This is a genomic window from Kitasatospora sp. NPDC032757 (assembly GCF_055579305.1).
Genome location: NZ_JBVINN010000003.1, coordinates 153,955 through 173,020 on the forward strand (window position 1 = coordinate 153,955; position 19,066 = coordinate 173,020).

The following is a 19,066-nucleotide window of genomic DNA, read 5'->3' on the forward strand; positions in this document are numbered from 1 at the left end:
GAGCCCCGACGGCGGACCGCGGAGCCCCCGGCACCGGACACTCGCACCGGCCACCGGCGGCGGCCCGGACAATTGTGCGTGCCGGCGGCGGCCATCGACCAGAATGGGCGGGTGCACTACGGCATCCTCGGAACCACCACGGCCCACCACGACGACGGCACCCCCGTCCCGCTCGGCGGGGCCCGGCTGCGGGCGCTGCTCGCCGCGCTGGTCCTGCGGCAGGGGCGGCCGGTGCCGGCCGACCTCCTGGTGGACGAGGTGTGGGACACCGAGCCGCCGCAGGACTCCTCCGCCGCCCTGCAGACCCTGGTCGGCCGGCTGCGCCGCACCCTCGGCCGCGACCGGGTCGGCTCCGGCCCGGCCGGCTACTGGCTGACCGAGCCGCGCACCGACCTCGGCGAGTTCCAGCGGCTGGCCGGCGAGGGCCGCCGGGCGCTGGAGGAGGCCGACCACGCTCTGGCCGCCGAGAAGTTGAGGGCCTCCCTGGCGCTCTGGCGCGGCCCGGCCCTCGCCGACCTGCCCGACCGCAGCGGCCCCGCCACCCGGCTGGAGGTCCAGCGGGACGAGGCCCGCCGCCACCGGATCACCGCCGACCTCGGCCTCGGCCGGGCCGCCGAGCTGGTCGCCGAACTCGCCGAGCTCTGCGAACAGCAGCCGCTGGACGAGCCGTTGCAGTACCTGATGGTCCAGGCGCTGCGCGAGAGCGGGCGCACCGCCGAGGCGCTGCGCCACTACGAGCGGACCAGACGGGTCCTGGCGGACGAGCTGGGCGTCGACCCTGGTCGCCAACTCCAGTCCCTCTACGCCGAGTTGCTGGCACCCGTGGAGCCGGTCGGGCCTTCGGTGCGCGAGCAGGCGCCGCCGCCGGCCCCACTGCCCCGCAGTACGGGCAACCTGCGCGGCCGGCTGACCAGCTTCGTCGGCCGGGAGGACGATCTGGCCGCCCTGCGCGGAGCCCTGACCGGCAGCCGGCTGGTCACCCTGACCGGCCCCGGCGGCTCCGGCAAGACCAGGCTCTCGGTCGAGGCCGGCCGCGCCGAACAGGGCGCCGGGCGCTGGCCGGACGGCGTCTGGCTGGCCGAACTCGCCCCGCTGGAGAGCCCGGCCGCCGTCCCGGCCGCCGTGGTCTCCGCGCTCGGCCTGCGCGAGATCGTGCTGCACAGCGGCAGCATGGTCGCCGAGGTGCTGGAGAAGCGCGCCGAGGACCCGGTGCGCCGACTGGTCGAGCACTGCGGCCACCGCCAGATGCTGCTGGTCCTGGACAACTGCGAGCACCTGATCCAGGCCGCCGCCGATCTCGTCGACCGGCTGCTCGCCGAGTGCCCCGGCCTCACCGTTCTCGCCACCAGCCGCGAGCCGCTCGGCGTGCCCGGAGAGACCGTCCTGCCGGTCGAGCCGCTGCCCGACCCGGTGGCGCTGCGCCTGCTCGCCGAGCGGGCCGCCGCCGCCCGCTCCGGCTTCGACCCGCAGAGCGACCCGGAGGCGTGCGCCGAGATCTGCCGGCGCCTGGACGGCCTGCCACTCGCCATCGAACTGGCCGCCGCCCGGCTGCGGGTGATGACCGCCCGCCAGATCGCGGACCGCCTGGACGGCCGGTTCGCGTTGCTCACCGGCGGCAGCCGTACCCTGCTGCCGCGCCAGCAGACCCTGCGCGCGGTGGTCGACTGGAGCTGGGACCTCCTCGGCAAGCGCGAACGGGCGGTGCTGCGCCGGCTCTCGGTCTTCGCCGGCGGCTGGACGCTGGAGGACGCCGAGGCGATATGCGCGGACGACGTCGAGGTGCCCCGCGAGGAGGTCGCCGACCAGCTGCTGTCGCTGGTCGACAAGTCCCTGCTGGTGGCCGACCTCGACGGCGAGGGGCTGCCGCGCTACCGGATGCTGGAGACCATTCACGAGTACGCGACCGAGCGGCTGGCCGAGTCGGCCGCCGAACGCGGCGCCACCGAGAGCCGTCACCTGGCGCACTTCCGCGAGCTGGTCAGCACCGCCGACCTGAGCGTCCACGGCCCGCAGCAGCTGCACTGGCTGGGGGTGCTGGCGCGCGAGCAGGACAACATCCGGGCGGCTCTGCGCCGCGCGGTCGACCTGCGGGACGAGGAGCAGGCGCTCGTGATCTCCCTCGGCATGAGCTGGTACTGGTCGCTGCGCGGCTTCAGCCTGGAGGCCCGTGACTGGTACGAGGCGGTGGCCGCGCTCGGCCCGGACCCGTTCGATCCGGACGGACCGGCACCGGTGCCGGTGGAGCGGAACGTGCTCGCGTACGGCCTGCCGATGCCCGAGGGGGTCATCGAGGAATCCCGCCGGCTGATCGTCCTGTACCGCCTGGCCGGGCTCTTCGAGGGCAGCCTGGAGGTCCTCGGCGACCCGGTGGCGACCGCCACCGCGCAGCGGCTGCTCGACGCGTACAGCCCGGACCTGCCGCAGTCCTACCGCTTCCCGGCGCTGATGCGGGTGTTCGGGGCCTTCCTGGCCGGCCGCCTGGATCTGCTGAAGGACCTGGTGGACGACGCGGTCCGCGGCTGCGAGGAGCACGGCGGGCCGAACGACCTGGCGTTCATCCTGCAGATCCGGGCCAAGATGATGAACGACTGGCCCGGTGGCGAGGAGCAGGGTGCCCGGGACGGAGAGAAGTCCCTGGAGCTGTACACCCAGGCCGGCAACCTCTGGGGGATCTCCCAGGCGCTGGCGGCCCGCGGCGAGTCGCTGGCCAACCGGGGCATGGCCGACGAGGCCGCCGCCGCGTACGAGCGGGCGATCGAGCTGGCCGAGGAGCTGGGCGCGCCGCAGGAGGTGCCGATCCTGCGGGTGAGCCTCGGCGGTGCCGTGCTGGAGCGGGACATGGCGGAGGGCGAGCGGATCGTCCGGGACGCGATCGCCGGGATCGACGCTCCCGGGGCGAACCAGGCCACCACCGGCGCGCTGCTGTTCGGCCGTCTGACGCTCTGCGGCGTCCACGCCCAGCGGGGCGAGTACGACCAGGCGCTGGCCGAACTGGACAAGCTCGACAGCACCAGGGTCGGCGGCTTCGCCCCCGGGGTGGTCAGCGGGCTGCTGACCACCGCCCGGGGCTGGGTCCTGGCCCGCGCCGGCGAGCCGGACGAGGGGCTTGTCCTGCTCCGCGAAGGCCGGCGGCTGCTCGGCGCGATGGAGGCGGCATCCGGGTTCGCGGAGCAGATGACGGTCATGGTGGTCCCGGCCGTGGCCGGGGTGCTGCGTGCGTTCGCCGAGCGCGACGGGGACCTGGAGCGGGCCCGGGCGGCCGCCCGGCTGCTCGGCGCACACACCGGGTTGAACGGCCCGAAGGGCGGTTACCTGGACCGGATGGAACGCGCTCGCGCGGCCGCCGCCCTGCGGAGCCTGTTGGGTGACGCCGCGTACGAGAGCGCCCTGGCCGCGGGCGAGGGCCTGACCTCGCAGCAGACCAAGGTCCTGCTGGACGACCTGATCGGCTGACCGGGGCCGGCCGGCCCTCCCGAGGGCTGAGGGCCGGCCCCGGGGTGAACCGAAGGGCCGGCCGTCCGGTCCCGGGGGCCGTCCCCCCGGGGCCGGACGGCCGGCCCGTCCACGGCGCGCGGCCTCAGGTCCGCTTGCGGAACCGGGCCACCGCGAGCGGCGCGAAGACCGCGGTGACGCCCACCGACCAGCCCAGCACGATGAGCACCGGGTGGGCCACCGCACCCTCACCGTTGAGCAGCGCCCGGCAGGCGTCGGCCAGCGCCGAGAGCGGGTTCACCTTGGTGAAGGACTGCAGCCAGCCCGGCATGGTGCTGGGCTCGGCGAAGATCGAGCTGCCGAACTGCATCGGCATCAGGACGAGCATGGAGACCCCCTGGACGGCCTGGGCGCTCTTCATCGCCATGCCGAGCAGCATCGAGATCCAGACGATCGACATGCCGAACACCAGCGAGAGACCGATTGCGGCCAGCAGCTCCAGCGGTCCGGTCTTCACCTCGAAGCCGAGGATCAGCGCGAAGCCGATCAGGATGGTGAAGGAGACCAACGCCCGGAAGGTCTCCGCGGCGATCTTGGAGAGCAGGACGGAGGACCGGCCGATCGGCAGGGTGCGGAAGCGGTCCATCACCCCGGTCTGGAAGTCGCTGTTCAGCCCGGTGCCGACGGCCATCGCCAGGGTGAGGCCGGTCTGCCCGAGCAGGCCGGGGATCATGTACTGCTTGTAGGCGTCCTGGCCGCCGGCGATCGCGCCGCCGAAGACGTAGACGAAGAGCACGGTGAAGATGATCGGCATCAGCACGGCGTCGAACATCGACTCCGGGTCCGCCTTGATCCGCATAAGGTTGCGGCGGGTCAGCGCACCGACGTGGCGCAGGTTTCCGGCCAGGCCGATCCGGGTGTCCTCCACCCGGGCGGGGGAGACGGTTGCGGTGGTCATGCGACGGGCTCCTTGGCGAGGCTGGGGGTGGTCGCCGCGGGCGCCGTGGCGGTCGCGGGCTTGCCGGTGATCGCGAGGAAGACCTCGTCCAGGCTGGGGACCTTGGTGTCGATCCCGGCTATGGCGAAGCCCCGGGTGCCGAGCACCCCGATCACGGTGGTGAGCTGGTCCTCGCCGGTGATCGGCACCGAGAGCAGCCCGGTGTCGGCGGAGAAGGTGGCCTCGGCCCTGCCGGTCTCCTGGAGGCAGCGGGCCATCTCGGGCAGTTCGGCCGGGTGCGCCGCGCGGACCTGCAGGGTCTGCCCCCCGACCTGGGCCTTGAGTTCGGCCACGCCTCCGGCGGCGATCACCCGGCCCCTGTCGATGACGGTCAGCTCGTCGGCGAGCTGCTCGGCCTCCTCCATGTACTGGGTGGTGAGCAGCACGGTGGAGCCCTCGGCGACCATCCGCTGCACCTCGTCCCAGACCTCGTTGCGGGTGCGCGGGTCCAGGCCGGTGGTGGGCTCGTCCAGGTAGAGCACCCGGGGACGGCCGATCATGCTGGCGGCCAGGTCGAGGCGGCGGCGCATGCCGCCGGAGTAGGTCTTGGCGACCCGCTTGGCGGCCTCGGTGAGCGAGAAGCGCTCCAGCAGCTCGGCGGCGCGGGCCTTGGCGTCCTGGCGGGAGAGGTCGAGCAGCCGGCCGATCAGGTAGAGGTTCTCGTACCCGGAGAGCATCTCGTCGACGGAGGCGTACTGGCCGGTGAGGCCGATGGTGCGGCGCAGCTGCTTGGGCTGGCGCAGGACGTCGTAGCCGCCGACGACGGCCGTGCCGGCGTCGGGCTTGATCAGGGTGGAGAGGACGCGGACCAGGGTCGTCTTGCCGGCGCCGTTGGGGCCGAGGACGCCGAGCACGGTGCCCTCGCGGACGGTGAGGTCGACTCCGTCGAGGGCCTTGGTGGCGCCGTAGTGCTTGACGATGCCGCGGACCTCCACGGCGTTGCCCGTGGCGGGCCCCCGGTCGTTCGGGGCGGTGGCGATGCTTGTCATGCCTCCAGGCTGTCCGGCTCCGCTGTCAGCGGGCTGTCACCGCCCGGCCGGCGCCGCCGTCCCGGTGTCGTCCCGCTGTCATCCCGCTGTCGCGCCGCCGACAGCGGCCGCCGCCGGCGGTGGGCGGGGCAGGCCAAGGGCCCCGCTCCGGCCCCGGGGACCTGGGGAGAGCGGGGCCCTGTCCCTCCGTCAGTGGAAGGTGTGCTCGGGGGCCGGGAAGGCGCCGGACTGCACGTCGTCGGCGAACGCGCGGGCGGCCTCGCCGAGGACGGCCCGCAGGTTGGCGTACTGCTTGACGAACTTCGGCACCCGGCCGGCCGTCATGCCGGCCATGTCCGTCCAGACCAGGACCTGGGCGTCGGTGTCCACGCCCGCGCCGATGCCGACGGTCGGGATCGACAGCTGCTCGGTGACCTGCGCGGCCAGCTCGGCGGGCACGGCCTCCAGGACGACGGAGAACGCGCCGGCCTGCTGGACGGCCTTGGCGTCGCGCAGCAGCTGGTGCGCCGCCTCGTCGCCGCGGCCCTGGACGGGGTAGCCGCCGAAGGCGTGCACGGACTGCGGGGTGAGGCCGATGTGCGCCATCACCGGGATGCCGGCCTCGACCAGCAGCTCGATCGAGCGGGCGCTGCGCTCGCCGCCCTCCAGCTTGACCGCGCCGACCCCGGCCTCCTTCATCAGCCGGGCGGCGTTGTGCATGGCCTGCGCGGGGGACTCCTGGTAGGAGCCGAACGGCAGGTCGGCCACGATCATGGCCCGCTTGGTGCCGCGGACGACGGCGGCGGAGAGCATCACCATCTGATCCATGGTCACCGGGACGGTGGTCTCGTAGCCGAGGTGGCAGTTGCCCGCCGAGTCGCCGACCAGCAGGACGGGGGTGCCGGCCTCGTCGAAGACGCCCGCGGTGAGGGCGTCGTAGGCGGTCAGCATCGACCACTTCTCCCCGCGCTGCTTGGCGGCGGCGAGGTCGCGGACGGTGACGCGGCGGTTGGTGACCCCGCCGTAGAGCGTGGCGGTCGACGCCTGGTTCTGGGCAGGCGAAGGCGAAGAAGCGTTCATCGAACAGGCTCCTGAAGGGTTGTCGTCTCGTGGCGCCGTGTGGCGTCCCCGGATCACCTCCATGCTTGCACGCCCCGGCACAGCCGCAAAGAGGCGTGCCGCGGGTGCGGTGCGATCTACGGCACACCGGGCCCCGGCGTACGGCACACCGGGCCCCGGCGTACGGCACACCGGCCCCCGGCGTACGGCACACCGGGCCCCGGCGTACGGCGCCCGGCCCCCGGAGGAGGCCTTTGCCCGCACTTTACGAAACGGGCTCGTCTCGTATCGAAAATAGCGCTACGCTGACCCAGGGGGTTACGAGACGCTTGCGGCTCGGAATTGCCCGCCAGTGTCACGCCACCACGGACGGGAACCGCAATGACCACCGCAGTCGCGCCACCTCGCGTGCCGGAAGCCATCCACCGCCGGCGCTGGGCGATCCTGGGCACCCTCGTGCTCGCCCTGCTCGTCGTCGTCCTCGACAACTCGATCCTCAACGTCGCGATGAAGACCATCGCCTCCCCGGCGCCCACCGGCCTCGGCGCCAGCCAGAGCGACCTGGAATGGTCGATCAACTCGTACACCCTGGTCTTCGCCGGGCTGCTGTTCACGGCCGGCCTGTTCGGCGACCGCTTCGGCCGCAAGCGCTCCCTGCTGGCCGGCATGGTCGTCTTCGGCATAGCCTCGCTGCTCTCCGCGATGGCCGCCTCGCCCGGTGAACTCATCGGCTACCGCGCCCTGATGGGCGTCGGCGGCGCGCTGGCGATGCCCGCGACGCTGGCCATCATCATGAACGTCTTCGAGCGCTCCGAGCAGCCCAAGGCGATCGGCATCTGGGCCGGCGCGGTCGGTCTGGCCATCGCCATCGGCCCGATCACCGGCGGCCTGCTGATCGAGCACTTCTGGTGGGGCTCGGTCTTCCTGGTCAACGTGCCGATCGTGATCGTCTCGGTGATCGCGATGGTGCTGCTGGTGCCCGAGTCCAAGGACCCGAACCCGGGCCGGCTCGACCCCGTCGGCGTGCTGCTCTCGATCATCGGCCTGGTCGCGCTGATCTACGGCATCATCAAGGGCGGCGAGCTGGCCGACTTCACCGCTCCCGGCGCCTGGGTGCCGATCCTGGTCGGCGTGGCCGCACTGGCCGCCTTCGTCTGGTTCGAGCGCCGTACCGCGCACCCCGCGCTGGACGTCAGCTGGTTCCGCAACAAGGTGTTCAGCGCCTCCGTGGTCGTCGTCGGCGTGGTCTTCTTCGCGCTGATGGGCGTCTCCTTCTTCGGCGTCTTCTACACCCAGAGCGTGCGCGGCTACAGCGCGCTCCAGGCCGGCCTGCTGATGCTGCCGCTGGCCGTCGCCCAGCTGATGTTCGCGCCCCGCGCCCGGCTGGTCGTCGACCGCTTCGGTGTCAGCGCCACCTGTGCCGGCGGCATGGCACTGATCGCGGTCGGCTTCCTCGGCTACCTGATGCTGGACGCGACCACCCCGATCTGGATCCTGGTGGTGCTCGGTTTCCTGATGGGCGCCGGTATGGCACACGTCATGCCGCCGGTGACCGTCGCGATCATGGGCTCCCTGCCGCGCGAGAAGGCCGGCGCGGGCTCGGCGGTCAACAACACCTTCCGGCAGGTCGGCGGCTCGCTCGGGGTCGCCGTGCTCGGCGCGGTGCTCTCCACCGTCTACCGCGACGGCATGGCCGACAAGCTGGACCAGCTGCCGACCGAGGCGCTGCGCGAGAAGGCGGGGGAGTCCCTGGAGGCCACCCTGGCCGTCGCCGACCGGCTCGGCCCGCAGGGCGCCGCGCTGATCGGCCCGGCCAACGACTCCTTCATCAACGCCATGCACGTGGTGGCCGGTCTCTCCGCCGGCATCACCGTGGTGGGCGCCCTGTTCGCCTGGTTCCTGCTCCCCGGCCGGATCCCGGCGGGCGGCCCCAGCGGTGCGCCGGGCGGCGCGCCCTCCCCGGAGAAGGCGGCCGGCCCGGCGCGCGAGACCGAGGCCGCGGGCGCCTGACCCGGCCACGGTGCCCGACCCGGCCGCCGGTGCCTGACCTGCGGCTGGGCGCGACCGAGGCGCGACCGGGCTGCGCGACAATAGGGGCCCTGCCCGGCCGGCCGCGTCCGGACGGGCAGGGCCGTCGTCCGCACCCAGGCCCCACCGGCCCGGCCGGCGGACGACAATCGGGAGTGGGAACGGCGCCTCGCGCCCGCAAGACCCAGGGAGAAGAGCGGGGATGAAGACGGACACCACGGCCGAGCCGGACTGCACCAACCCGCGACGGGGCCGCCCGCGCAGTGAGGCGGCCGAGCAGGCCATCTTCGCCGGGGTGGAGGAGCTGATGGCGGCCGGCACCAGCCTGTCCGAGCTGACCATCGAGGGCATCGCCACCGCCGCCGGCGTCGGCAAGGCCACCATCTACCGCCGCTGGCCCAACAAGGAGGCCCTGCTGGTCGACATGGTCAGCCGGCTGGAGACCCCGGTGCCCGAGCCCACCGGCGGCAGCGCGCGGGACGACCTGGTCTCGATGATCGAGTACATGCGGTTGCGCGGCCTGGCCAAGCGCACGCGCTGGGTGCTCAAAGCCGCGCTCAGCCAGATGCAGGGCCTCCCGGAGCTGCACAGCGCGTACCGCGAGCGGGTGATCATGCCTCGGCGCCAGCTGGCGCGGGAGGTGATCCAACGCGGCATCGACGAGGGCGAGCTCCGCTCCGACCTCGACGAGGAACTGCTCGGTGACCTGCTGCTGGGCCCGATCCTCTACCGCAGCATCCTCTGGGACGACTCCGACCTGGAGGACCCCGAACTGGCCCCCCGGATGGTCGACGCCCTGCTCCAGGGCCTGGCCGGCCCGGCGGCCCGGGGCTGACCGGGGCTGACCGGCAGCTCCCGGAGCCCTTCGTCCCGGAGCTCCTCGTGCCGGAGCTCCTCGTCCCGGAGCGGGCAAATCCGGAGCCCTTCGTTCCGGAACTGTCCGGTCCGGATGCTCGCGGCCCCCTTTACGGCCCCCGGCGTGGCCTGGCTCACCAAACCGGGCCACGCCGGAACCCCGCTCCACCGGCCCCGCGTCTGTCCCGGCATAGGCTGAGCCGGGAATCCGATCAAACCGGCACCAGTCCGGCACCGTGCCCGCCCACCGGCGGCGTCGGGTGCCGGACCGGCAGGCGGGACGAACGACGGGAGCCACGGCATGGTGCAGGCGGACAGGGCTGACCGGACGGGGGCACCGGCGGCGGAGGGCAGCGGCCCGGCCACCGCCGACGGCGTCGGCGACCGCCCTGACGGCCCGGTCGGTGCCGGCGACCGCCCTGACGGCCCGGTCGGTGCCGGCGACCGCCCTGACGGCCCGGTCGGTGCCGGCGACCGCCCTGACGGCCCCAGCGGCCCGGTCGGCCCCGGCTCCGGGAGCTCCGGCGGCTCGGGCCCCACCGGCGCGGGCTTCCTGGGCCTGCGCGGCTGGGGCCGGGACGGCCGGGGCAGCACCACCTGGCGGCGCGGCCTGGTCGTCGCCGCCCTCGCCCTGTTCACCGCGGCCCTGCTGGCCTTCCACTCCGAGGTGCCCAACGGAGCCGGCAACCTCGGCAGCCTGCTGGAGACCTTCCTGCCCTGGCTCGGCCTCGCCGTCCCGGCGCTGCTGGTGCCCGCCCTGCTGCGCCGTTCCGCGACCGCCCTGGTCGCGCTGCTGCTGCCGGTGGTGATCTGGTTCAACATGTTCGGCGGTCTGCTCAGTGACAAGAGCGGCGGCACCGGCGACTGGACGGTGGTCAGCCACAACGTGGCCGCCGCCAACGCCGACCCGCAGGCCACGGTGAAGCTGCTGAAGGAGTCCGGCGCGCAGGTCGTCGCCCTGCAGGAACTGGCCGGCAGGGCGCTGCGCAGCTACGAGACCGGGCTGGCCGACGCCTACCCGTACCACGCGGTGGAGGGCACCGTCGGCCTCTGGTCCAAGTACCCGATCAGCGGGGTCTCGGTGGTGGACATCAAGATGGGCTGGACGCGGGCCTTCCGCGCCCAGGTCGCCACCCCGCAGGGCCCGGTCGCGGTGTACGTCGCGCACCTGCCCTCCGTCCGGCTGAAGGCCGAGGGCGGCTTCACCGTCAACCAGCGGGACGCCAGCGCGCAGGCCCTCGGCGACGCCATCCAGGCCGAGCAGCTGAAGAAGGTGCTGCTGCTCGGCGACCTCAACGGCACCATGAACGACCGAAGCCTGGCGCCGGTCACCTCGCAGATGCGCTCGGCCCAGGGCGCGGCCGGCGACGGCTTCGGCTTCAGCTGGCCGGCGTCCCTCCCGATGGCCCGGATCGACCAGATCATGAGCAAGGGCGGCCTGCAGCCCACCGACTCCCGCACCCTGGGCCGGGACGGCAGCGACCACCTCGCGGTGGCCGCCACCTACAGGTACTAGGGGTCGCTCAGCCCCGGCGCCAGCGGTTGGTGATCGGGAGGCGGCGGTCCCGGCCGAAGCCCTTGGCCGAGATCTTCGGGCCCGGCGGGTACTGCCGCCGCTTGTACTCGGCGGTGTCGACCAGCCGGACCACCCGGTCCACCACGGCCGGGTCGAAGCCGGCCGCCACGATCGCGTCCCGGCCCTGGTCACCCTCGACGTAGAGGTCGAGCACGGTGTCCAGCAGGTCGTAGTCGGGCAGCGAGTCGGTGTCCTTCTGGTCCGGCCGCAGCTCGGCGGACGGCGGCTTGCTGATCGTGTTCTCGGGGATCGGCGGGACCTCGCCGCGCCGCTCGGCCTCTTCGTTGCGCCAGCGGGCGAGGCGGAAGATCAGCGACTTGTAGACGTCCTTGATCGGCCCGAACGCGCCGACCGAGTCGCCGTACAGGGTGGAGTAGCCGACCGCCAGCTCGCTCTTGTTGCCGGGCGCGAGCACGATGTGCCCCTCCTGGTTGGAGATCGCCATCAGCAGCGTGCCGCGCAGCCGGGACTGCAGGTTCTCCTCGGCCAGGCCGGTCAGCTCGGTGGCCGCCAGGTAGGCATCGAACATCGGCGCGATCGAAACCGTCCGGAAGTGCAGCCCGGTACGGCGGGCCAGCTCGGCCGCGTCGTCCTTCGAGTGCTCCGAGGAGTACCGGCTCGGCATCGAGACGCAGTACACGTTCTCGGCGCCGATCGCGTCCACCGCGACGGCCGCCACGAGTGCCGAGTCGATGCCGCCGGAGAGGCCGATCAGCACCGAGCGGAAGCCGTTCTTGCGCACGTACGCCTGGGTGCCGGAGACGAGCGCGGCCCAGATCTCGGCCTCGTCCGAGAGGCGGGGGGCGACCTCGGCCCGTACCGTCCCCCGGCCTTCGGCCGCGGATGCCCCGACGGCGGGCGCCGGCAGCGGCTCGCCGTCCAGCTCGGTGCGGACCAGGTGCAGGCCGTCGCTGAGCAGCAGTCCGTCGGTGTGGTCGCTGCTCGCGGCCGGAAGCTCCAGGTCGAGGACGAGCAGGTGCTCCTCGAACTGCGGGGAGCGGCCCAGCACCTCGCCGTCGGCGCCGACCACGATCGAGTCGCCGTCGAAGACCAGCTCGTCCTGGGCGCCGACCATGTTGACGTACGCCAGCGGGCAGCCCGCCTCGGCGGCGCGGCGCCGCACCAGCTCCAGCCGGACGTCGTCCTTGTTGCGCTCGTACGGCGAGCCGTTGATCACCAGCAGCAGGCCGGCCTCGGCCTCGCGGGCGGCGGTCACCCGGCCGCCGTCCTGCCAGATGTCCTCGCAGATCGCCAGCGCGACGTCCACCCCGTGCAGCCGCAGCACCGGCAGCTGGTCGCCGGGGACGAACCAGCGGAACTCGTCGAACACGCCGTAGTTGGGCAGGTGGTGCTTGGCGAACCGGGTGACCACCTCGCCCCGGTGGAGCACGGCCGCGCAGTTCTGCGGCGACCCGGCCGGGCGGCCGAACCGCGGCGAGGCGTGCTCGGAGCGGCCGAGGTAGCCGACCACCACCGGCAGCTCACCCAGCCCCTCGGCGGCCAGCCGGGCGGCGAGCTCGACCAGCGCGGACCGGGATGCCTCGACGAACGAACGGCGCAGGGCGAGGTCCTCGACCGGGTACCCGGTCAGGGCCATCTCGGGGAACGCGACCAGCTGGGCGCCGGCCTCGGCGGCCCGCTTGGTCCAGTGCACCACCTCATCGCCGTTGCGTGCGATGTCACCGACCCACGGGTCGGTCTGGCTCAGGGCGAGACGCAGATTGGGCATGCTTCGGAGTGTAATCGTCTATCTGACGCAATGTCTCGGGCGGGGGTCGCCACTGCCCTCGGAGCCGGTGATCCGCCATGATGGGGTCAGTCGCTTTCGGGTGGTTTCCGGGCGTAACACGAACGTAAAGAGCAGAGGTGAGACTGTCCCCATGGGCAAGCAGCAGGAGTTCGTGCTTCGGACGCTCGAAGAGCGTGACATCCGTTTCGTCCGGCTGTGGTTCACCGACGTGCTCGGGTTCCTGAAGTCGGTGGCGGTGGCGCCGGCGGAGCTGGAGCAGGCCTTCGAAGAGGGCATCGGCTTCGACGGCTCGGCGATCGAGGGCTTCGCCCGGGTCTACGAGTCCGACATGATCGCCAAGCCGGACCCGACCACCTTCCAGATCCTGCCGTGGCGCTCGGAGACGCCCGGCACGGCCCGGATGTTCTGCGACATCCTGATGCCCGACGGCTCGCCCTCCTTCGCCGACCCGCGGTTCGTGCTGAAGCGCACCCTGGAGAAGGCGTCCGACCTGGGCTTCACCTTCTACACCCACCCCGAGATCGAGTTCTTCCTGCTGAAGAACCTGCCCGGTGACGGCACCCCGCCGATCCCCGCCGACCAGTCCGGCTACTTCGACCACACCCCGCGCGGGGTCGGCCACGACTTCCGCCGCCAGGCGATCACCATGCTGGAGTCGATGGGCATCTCGGTGGAGTTCTCCCACCACGAGGGCGCCCCCGGCCAGCAGGAGATCGACCTGCGCTACGCCGACGCGCTCTCGACCGCCGACAACATCATGACCTTCCGCCTGGTCATGAAGGAGGTCGCGCTGGAGCAGGGCGTGCACGCGACCTTCATGCCGAAGCCGTTCTCCGACCACCCCGGCTCCGGGATGCACACCCACCTGTCGCTCTTCGAGGGCGACCGCAACGCCTTCCACGAGTCCGGCGCCGAGTACCAGCTCTCCAAGGTGGGCCGCTCCTTCATCGCCGGCCTGCTGAAGTACGCCGCGGAGACCGCCGCCGTCACCAACCAGTGGGTGAACTCCTACAAGCGGATCTGGGGCGGCTCCCAGCGCACCGCCGGCGCCGGCGGCGAGGCCCCGTCCTACATCTGCTGGGGCCACAACAACCGCTCCGCGCTGATCCGCGTCCCGATGTACAAGCCGGGCAAGCAGGGCTCCACCCGGATCGAGGTCCGCTCCCTCGACACCGGCTGCAACCCCTACCTCGCCTACGCCGTCACCCTCGCCGCCGGCCTCAAGGGCATCGAGGAGGGCCTCGAACTCCCGCCCGGCGCCGACGACGACGTCTGGGCGCTCACCGACTCCGAGCGCCGCGCCCTCGGCATCCAGCCGATGCCGCAGAACCTCGGCGAGGCCATCGACCTGATGCAGCGCAGCGAGCTGGTCGCCGAGACCCTCGGCGAGCACGTGTTCGACTTCTTCCTCCGCAACAAGCGCCAGGAGTGGGAGGAGTACCGCTCCGAGGTCACCCCCTTCGAGCTGCGGAAGAACCTCCAGGTGCTGTGACGCTTCATCAACTGTCGAGTGGGCCTGCTCCGATCGGAGCAGGCCCACTCTGCTTTGGCGGGGCCCGGTTCCCGCGCCGGCGCCGTCCCGGAGCAGCCGGGGGCCGCTGTCGGCAGGTGCGGGCCGCGAGGAGGGGCGGGCTGCCCGGACGGCGTCCCCCGCTCACGCTAATTCCTTGGGCCATTGTGCTTACTCTGCAGCGGTGCGAACCGCGACGGGGTGACGGGGGAGCGTATTCAGAAGATCCGTCTTGCGGATCATCCTGGAGTGTCATGCGTACTCGAATCACCACCCTGGTTCTGTCCGGAATCGCCTCGGCCGCCCTCGCGTGGGGCACCGGCGGCACGGCCTACGCTTCGCCCCTCGTCGACCACGGCGCCGCCTCTGAAACGGCAGGGGCCCGGGGCGAATGGGTCAACAGCCTCCTGCGCCTGGCGGAGGAGGACACCGGCTCGGCCGCCGGCGCCTGGACCTTCACCGGTCGCAGCACCGTGTACTCCGCGCCGGTGGTCCGCCCGGCCCACCGGGCCGACAGCGACAACGAGACCGGCGACGCCGCGGCCGACAGCCCGGCGCCGGACCTCGCGGAGCCGGCCGACGCGGACTCCGTTGACGCCGTCGCCGAGCAGGAGGACTCGGTTCAGCCGGGCGAGGGCAGTCCCGAGCGCGGCCGGCCGATGGCTCAGCCGCCGAAGCTCGTGCTCCCCAAGGGTTTGTCGGCCGGTACCCGCGAGCACTGCGACGAGGGTGGGCACGGCCACCCCGGCGATCACGGTGCCTCCGACTGTGTCTGCCCCCCCGATGACCACGGTGACCACGGCGGTCACGAGGGGCACGGTGACCACGGCGGTCACGAGGGTCACGGCGACCACGGCGGCCACGAGGGCCAGGGTGGTCCTGGCGGTCAAGACCAGGGGCAGGGTCAGAGCGGCCAGCAGGGTCAGGCTCAGGGCCAGGGCCAGGGCCAGGACGTCAACGTGACCGTCAACGTGCAGAACGTGGTCACGAACAACCTCAACAACAGCGCGAACAACAGCGCCGCCAGCAACTCGAACAACTCCGCGCAGAACAGCGCGCAGAACTCGGCGCAGAACAACCAGTCGGCCTCGCAGGCCAACAACCTGTCCAACCACCAGAGTCAGGACAACGACCTGTCCAACAAGCAGGGCAAGGCCAACCACCAGGCCTCGCACAACCTGAACGTGAACAAGGTCAACCTGGTCGCGAAGGAGCGGACGCCGAGCAAGACGGCCCACCACGGCGGTGGCGAGCATGGGGGGAAGGCCGGGCAGCACGGTGGGGGTGGGGAGCACGCGGCCGGTCACCAGGGTGCGGCGGACGAGCAGAGCTCGGCCGGGCACCAGGGTGCGGCGGACGAGCAGTACTCGGCCGGGCACCACCACGGCGAGCTCGCCGAGACGGGCACCCAGAACACGCCGATCCTGCTCGGCCTGGCGGCCGCGTTCGTCGCGGCGGGTGCGGCAGCGATGCGGCTCGGCCGACGGCGGGCATGACCGAGCCCGTCCCTCGGGGTGCCGGGTAGCGTGCACGAGTCGCACCGCGTGACTGTCCGGCGGGCAGCCGTCCCGGTCGTTTGGCCGGGACGGCTGCGAACGGGCGGGCAAGCCGACACGTCCCCGCCGGCGGCCGGGCCCCTCCGGTCGGTCCACCGGCGGCCGGGTGGGTCCGGTCCGCGGTCACGTCCGGCGCGGAGCCGCGGGGGCGCGTAACCTGCTGAGCGGGCGGATGGAGGGGCCATGGCGGTGGAGGAGCAGCGGGCCGGGAGCCGGATCAGCCGGCCGGAGATCAGGCTGGTCCGGCGCGGGTTCACCGATCCGGCGCAGGCCGTCCGGCTGCTCGCCGGGCCCGGCCTGGAGGGGCTGGCCGACGATCCGGTGCTGCTGGACGCGCTCGGCGCCACCGCTGACCCGGACCTCGCCCTGCTCGGCCTGGCCCGCCTGCTGGAGGCCGCCGACGCGCCGGACCGGCACACCCTGCGCGACACCCTGACCACCTCGAAGCCGCTGCGCGACCGGCTGCTGGGCGTTCTCGGGGCGTCCACCGCGCTCGCCGACCACCTGGCCCGCCACCCGCACGACTGGCACGCCCTGGTGACGTTCGAGCTGCGCGACATGCACCCCGGCCCGGACGACTTCCGGCGCGCCCTCCAGCAGGGCGTCCGGGACGGCGCCGTCCGGGACGACGGCGCCGCCCGGGCGGACGCGCTGCGGGTCGCCTACCGCCGCTGCCTGCTGGCCATCGCCGCGCGCGACCTCACCGGCACCACCGACCTCGCGCAGACCGCCGCCGAACTCGCCGACCTGGCCGGCGCCACCCTGCAGACCGCCCTGGACGTCGCCGCCCAGCAGGATCCGGACGCCGCCCGGGCCTGCCGCCTCGCCGTCATCGGCATGGGCAAGTGCGGCGGGCGCGAGCTCAACTACGTCTCCGACGTGGACGTGATCTTCGTCGCCGAGCCGCAGGAGGGCGTCGACGAGCACGAGGCGCTCAAGGCCGCCACCCGGCTCGCCGCCGCGATCACCCGGCTCTGCGGCGACACCACCGGCGAGGGCACCATCTGGCCGGTGGACGCCAACCTGCGCCCGGAAGGCCGCAACGGCCCGCTGGTCCGAACCCTGGCCAGCCACCAGGCGTACTACCAGCGGTGGGCCAAGACCTGGGAGTTCCAGGCCCTGCTCAAGGCCCGCCCGGTGGCCGGCGACGCCGAGCTGGGCGCCGACTACCTGGCCGCGCTGGAACCGATGGTCTGGCAGGCCGCCGCCCGCGAGAACTTCGTCGCCGACGTCCAGCAGATGCGCCGCCGGGTGATCGACTCCATCCCGGCCACCGAGCTGGACCGCCAGCTCAAGCTGGGCCCCGGCGGGCTGCGCGACGTCGAGTTCTCCGTCCAGCTGCTCCAGCTGGTGCACGGCCGCACCGACCCGGCGCTGCGCAGCGGTAACACCCTGGAGGCGCTCGCCGCGCTCTCCCGGGGCGGCTACGTCGGCCGGGCCGACGCCGCCTCCCTCGACACCGCCTACCGCTTCCTGCGCTCGCTGGAGCACCGCATCCAGCTGCACCGGCTCCGCCGCACCCACCTGATGCCCAAGGGCGCGGAGGACCTGCGCCGGCTGGCCCGCTCGCTCGCCCCGCTGATCAACGACGACACCCGGGCCGACCCGGTCGCCGCCCTCCAGAGGGAGTGGAAGCGGCACGCCGTCGAGGTGCGCCGGCTGCACGAGAAGCTGTTCTACCGGCCGCTGCTGGACGCCGTCGCCGAGCTGCCGGCCGGTGCGGCCGGCCTCACCCCGGACGCAGCCCGGGCCCGGCTGGAGGCGCTCGGCTACGCCGACCCGGCCGCCGCGCTGCGCCACCTCTCCGCGCTGGCCTCCGGCGTCAGCCGCAAGGCCGCCATCCAGCGGACGCTGCTGCCGGTGCTGCTCGGCTGGTTCGCCGACTCCGCCGACCCGGACGCCGGGCTGCTCAACTTCCGCCAGGTCTCCGACGCGCTCGGCCGCACCCCCTGGTACCTGCGGCTGCTGCGCGACGAGAGCGCCGCCGCCGAACAGCTCGCCCGCGTCCTCTCGGCCGGGCGGCTCGCCCCCGACCTGCTGCTGCGCGCCCCCGAGGCGGTGGCCATGCTGGGCGACCCGCAGGGCCTGGTGCCGCGCGGCCGGGCCGGGCTGGAGCAGGAGATACTGGCCGCCGTCGGCCGGGCCGACACCACCGGCGCGGCGGTCGCCGCGGCCCGCTCGGTGCGGCGCCGCGAGCTGTTCCGCACGGCCGCCGCCGACGTGCTCGGCCGGCTCGGCGACGATCCCGCCGAGGGCCTGGAGGCCGCCGGGGAGGCGCTCACCGCGCTCAACGCGGCCACCATGCAGGGCGCGCTGCGGGCCTGTATCGCCGGCTGGGAGGCCCGGAACGGCGGCCTGCCGACCCGGATCGCGGTGATCGCCATGGGCCGGTTCGGCGGGCACGAGCTCGGCTACGGCTCCGACGCGGACGTGCTCTTCGTCCACGAGCCGCTGCTCGGCTCGCTGGAGCACGACGCCGCGAAGGCCGCCCAGGCGGTCTGCCACGAGCTGCGCGCGCTGCTGGCGGCGCCGTCCACCGAGCCGCCGCTGGAGGTCGACGCCGACCTGCGCCCGGAGGGCCGCAACGGCCCGCTGGTGCGCACCCTGGCCTCGTACGCGGCGTACTACCGGCGCTGGTCGCACGCCTGGGAGAGCCAGGCGCTGCTGCGGGCCGAGCCGGTGGCCGGGGACGAGGAGCTGGGCACGCGGTTCCGGCAGCTGATCGACCCTCTGCGGTACCCGGGGGCCGGCGTGCCGGAGCGGGACGTGGTGGAGATCCGCCGGATCAAGGCCCGGATCGAGGCCGAGCGGCTGCCGCGCGGGGCCGACCCGACCACCCACACCAAGATCGGGCGGGGCGGGCTGGCCGACGTCGAGTGGACCGTCCAGCTGCTCCAGCTCCAGCACGGGCACGAGCTGCCGGCCCTGCGGACGACGCGGACCAGGGCCGCGCTGGCGGCCGCCGCCGAGGCCGGGCTGGTCGGCGGGGAGGACGCGGCGGTGCTGGACGCCGCCTGGGTGCTGGCGTCGCGGGTGCGGTCCGCGGTGATGCTGGTGCGCGGGCGGCCGGGGGACAGCTTCCCCGCGGACGCCCGGGAGCTGGCCGGGGTGGCCCGCTACCTGGGCTACGGAGCCGGGCACAGCGGCGAGCTGGTGGACGACTACCGGCGCACCACCCGGCGGGCCCGGGCGGTGGTGGAGCGGCTGTTCTACGGGTGAGGCGGCTCGCCACGCAGTACGGGTGACCGCCGCTCGGGGGGTGCGGAAGGGCCCGGTGATCGCTCACCGGGCCCTTCCGTCGGTATGACGGGCGTACGAGGGGCGTACGGGACGCG

General features: G+C 73.6%; 11 protein-coding genes. 7 read left to right on the forward strand and 4 right to left on the reverse strand.

Annotation, left to right across the window (positions count from 1 at the left end; all coding sequences use genetic code 11):
• Positions 1-111 precede the first annotated feature (111 nt).
• Positions 112-3,453 carry an ATP-binding protein gene (locus ACZ5WK_RS06275; RefSeq protein ID WP_465545505.1) on the forward strand — a complete coding sequence of 1,114 codons (3,342 nt, stop codon included), beginning with the start codon at positions 112-114 and terminating at the stop codon, positions 3,451-3,453.
• A 124-nt stretch (positions 3,454-3,577) separates the two neighbouring features.
• Here the strand turns inward: ACZ5WK_RS06275 and ACZ5WK_RS06280 are convergent, their stop codons facing one another.
• From ACZ5WK_RS06280 to panB, 3 genes are all read right to left on the reverse strand, one after another.
• The gene (locus tag ACZ5WK_RS06280; protein ID WP_396319497.1) at positions 3,578-4,390 is read right to left on the reverse strand and encodes an ABC transporter permease; all 813 of its coding nucleotides are present in this window, start codon (positions 4,388-4,390) and stop codon (positions 3,578-3,580) included.
• Positions 4,387-5,418 carry an ATP-binding cassette domain-containing protein gene (locus ACZ5WK_RS06285; protein ID WP_465545507.1) on the reverse strand — a complete coding sequence of 344 codons (1,032 nt, stop codon included), beginning with the start codon at positions 5,416-5,418 and terminating at the stop codon, positions 4,387-4,389. The genes ACZ5WK_RS06280 and ACZ5WK_RS06285 overlap by 4 nt, the downstream gene beginning before the upstream one ends.
• Before the next feature lie 189 nt (positions 5,419-5,607).
• Positions 5,608-6,477 carry a 3-methyl-2-oxobutanoate hydroxymethyltransferase gene (gene panB / locus ACZ5WK_RS06290; RefSeq protein WP_396319495.1) on the reverse strand — a complete coding sequence of 290 codons (870 nt, stop codon included), beginning with the start codon at positions 6,475-6,477 and terminating at the stop codon, positions 5,608-5,610.
• Positions 6,478-6,837: 360 nt separating this feature from the next.
• Here panB and ACZ5WK_RS06295 point away from each other — a divergent pair, with 360 nt between their 5' ends.
• From ACZ5WK_RS06295 to ACZ5WK_RS06305, 3 genes are all read left to right on the forward strand, one after another.
• Positions 6,838-8,466, forward strand: a complete 1,629-nt coding sequence (locus ACZ5WK_RS06295) for a DHA2 family efflux MFS transporter permease subunit (RefSeq protein ID WP_465545510.1) — start codon at positions 6,838-6,840, stop codon at positions 8,464-8,466.
• A gap of 220 nt (positions 8,467-8,686) precedes the next feature.
• Positions 8,687-9,319 (forward strand): TetR/AcrR family transcriptional regulator, encoded by a 633-nt coding sequence (locus tag ACZ5WK_RS06300; protein ID WP_396319493.1) that lies wholly within the window; start codon positions 8,687-8,689, stop codon positions 9,317-9,319.
• Positions 9,320-9,898: 579 nt separating this feature from the next.
• Complete coding sequence (locus tag ACZ5WK_RS06305; protein ID WP_465545934.1) at positions 9,899-10,855, forward strand: endonuclease/exonuclease/phosphatase family protein; 957 nt, start codon at positions 9,899-9,901, stop codon at positions 10,853-10,855.
• A gap of 7 nt (positions 10,856-10,862) precedes the next feature.
• Here ACZ5WK_RS06305 and ACZ5WK_RS06310 read toward each other — a convergent pair whose 3' ends face one another.
• The gene (locus ACZ5WK_RS06310) at positions 10,863-12,644 is read right to left on the reverse strand and encodes an NAD+ synthase (RefSeq protein ID WP_465545512.1); all 1,782 of its coding nucleotides are present in this window, start codon (positions 12,642-12,644) and stop codon (positions 10,863-10,865) included.
• 151 nt (positions 12,645-12,795) lie between these two features.
• Here ACZ5WK_RS06310 and ACZ5WK_RS06315 point away from each other — a divergent pair, with 151 nt between their 5' ends.
• From ACZ5WK_RS06315 to ACZ5WK_RS06325, 3 genes are all read left to right on the forward strand, one after another.
• Positions 12,796-14,157, forward strand: a complete 1,362-nt coding sequence (locus ACZ5WK_RS06315) for a glutamine synthetase family protein (RefSeq protein ID WP_396319490.1) — start codon at positions 12,796-12,798, stop codon at positions 14,155-14,157.
• Between the two features lie 272 nt (positions 14,158-14,429).
• Positions 14,430-15,671, forward strand: a complete 1,242-nt coding sequence (locus tag ACZ5WK_RS06320) for a hypothetical protein (protein ID WP_465545515.1) — start codon at positions 14,430-14,432, stop codon at positions 15,669-15,671.
• 243 nt (positions 15,672-15,914) lie between these two features.
• Entirely contained in the window at positions 15,915-18,950 is a 3,036-nt protein-coding gene (locus tag ACZ5WK_RS06325) for a bifunctional [glutamine synthetase] adenylyltransferase/[glutamine synthetase]-adenylyl-L-tyrosine phosphorylase (protein WP_465545517.1), read from the forward strand.
• Positions 18,951-19,066: the final 116 nt, after the last annotated feature.

Excerpts from the sequence above, each read along its gene's own strand:
- ACZ5WK_RS06280 (WP_396319497.1), bottom strand. The coding sequence starts at position 4,390 with ATGACCACCGCAACCGTCTCCCCCGCCCGGGTGGAGGACACCCGGATC.
- ACZ5WK_RS06285 (WP_465545507.1), bottom strand. The coding sequence starts at position 5,418 with ATGACAAGCATCGCCACCGCCCCGAACGACCGGGGGCCCGCCACGGGC.
- panB (WP_396319495.1), bottom strand. The coding sequence starts at position 6,477 with ATGAACGCTTCTTCGCCTTCGCCTGCCCAGAACCAGGCGTCGACCGCC.
- ACZ5WK_RS06295 (WP_465545510.1), top strand. The coding sequence starts at position 6,838 with ATGACCACCGCAGTCGCGCCACCTCGCGTGCCGGAAGCCATCCACCGC.
- ACZ5WK_RS06300 (WP_396319493.1), top strand. The coding sequence starts at position 8,687 with ATGAAGACGGACACCACGGCCGAGCCGGACTGCACCAACCCGCGACGG.
- ACZ5WK_RS06310 (WP_465545512.1), bottom strand. The coding sequence starts at position 12,644 with ATGCCCAATCTGCGTCTCGCCCTGAGCCAGACCGACCCGTGGGTCGGT.
- ACZ5WK_RS06315 (WP_396319490.1), top strand. The coding sequence starts at position 12,796 with ATGGGCAAGCAGCAGGAGTTCGTGCTTCGGACGCTCGAAGAGCGTGAC.
- ACZ5WK_RS06320 (WP_465545515.1), top strand. The coding sequence starts at position 14,430 with ATGCGTACTCGAATCACCACCCTGGTTCTGTCCGGAATCGCCTCGGCC.
- ACZ5WK_RS06325 (WP_465545517.1), top strand. The coding sequence starts at position 15,915 with ATGGCGGTGGAGGAGCAGCGGGCCGGGAGCCGGATCAGCCGGCCGGAG.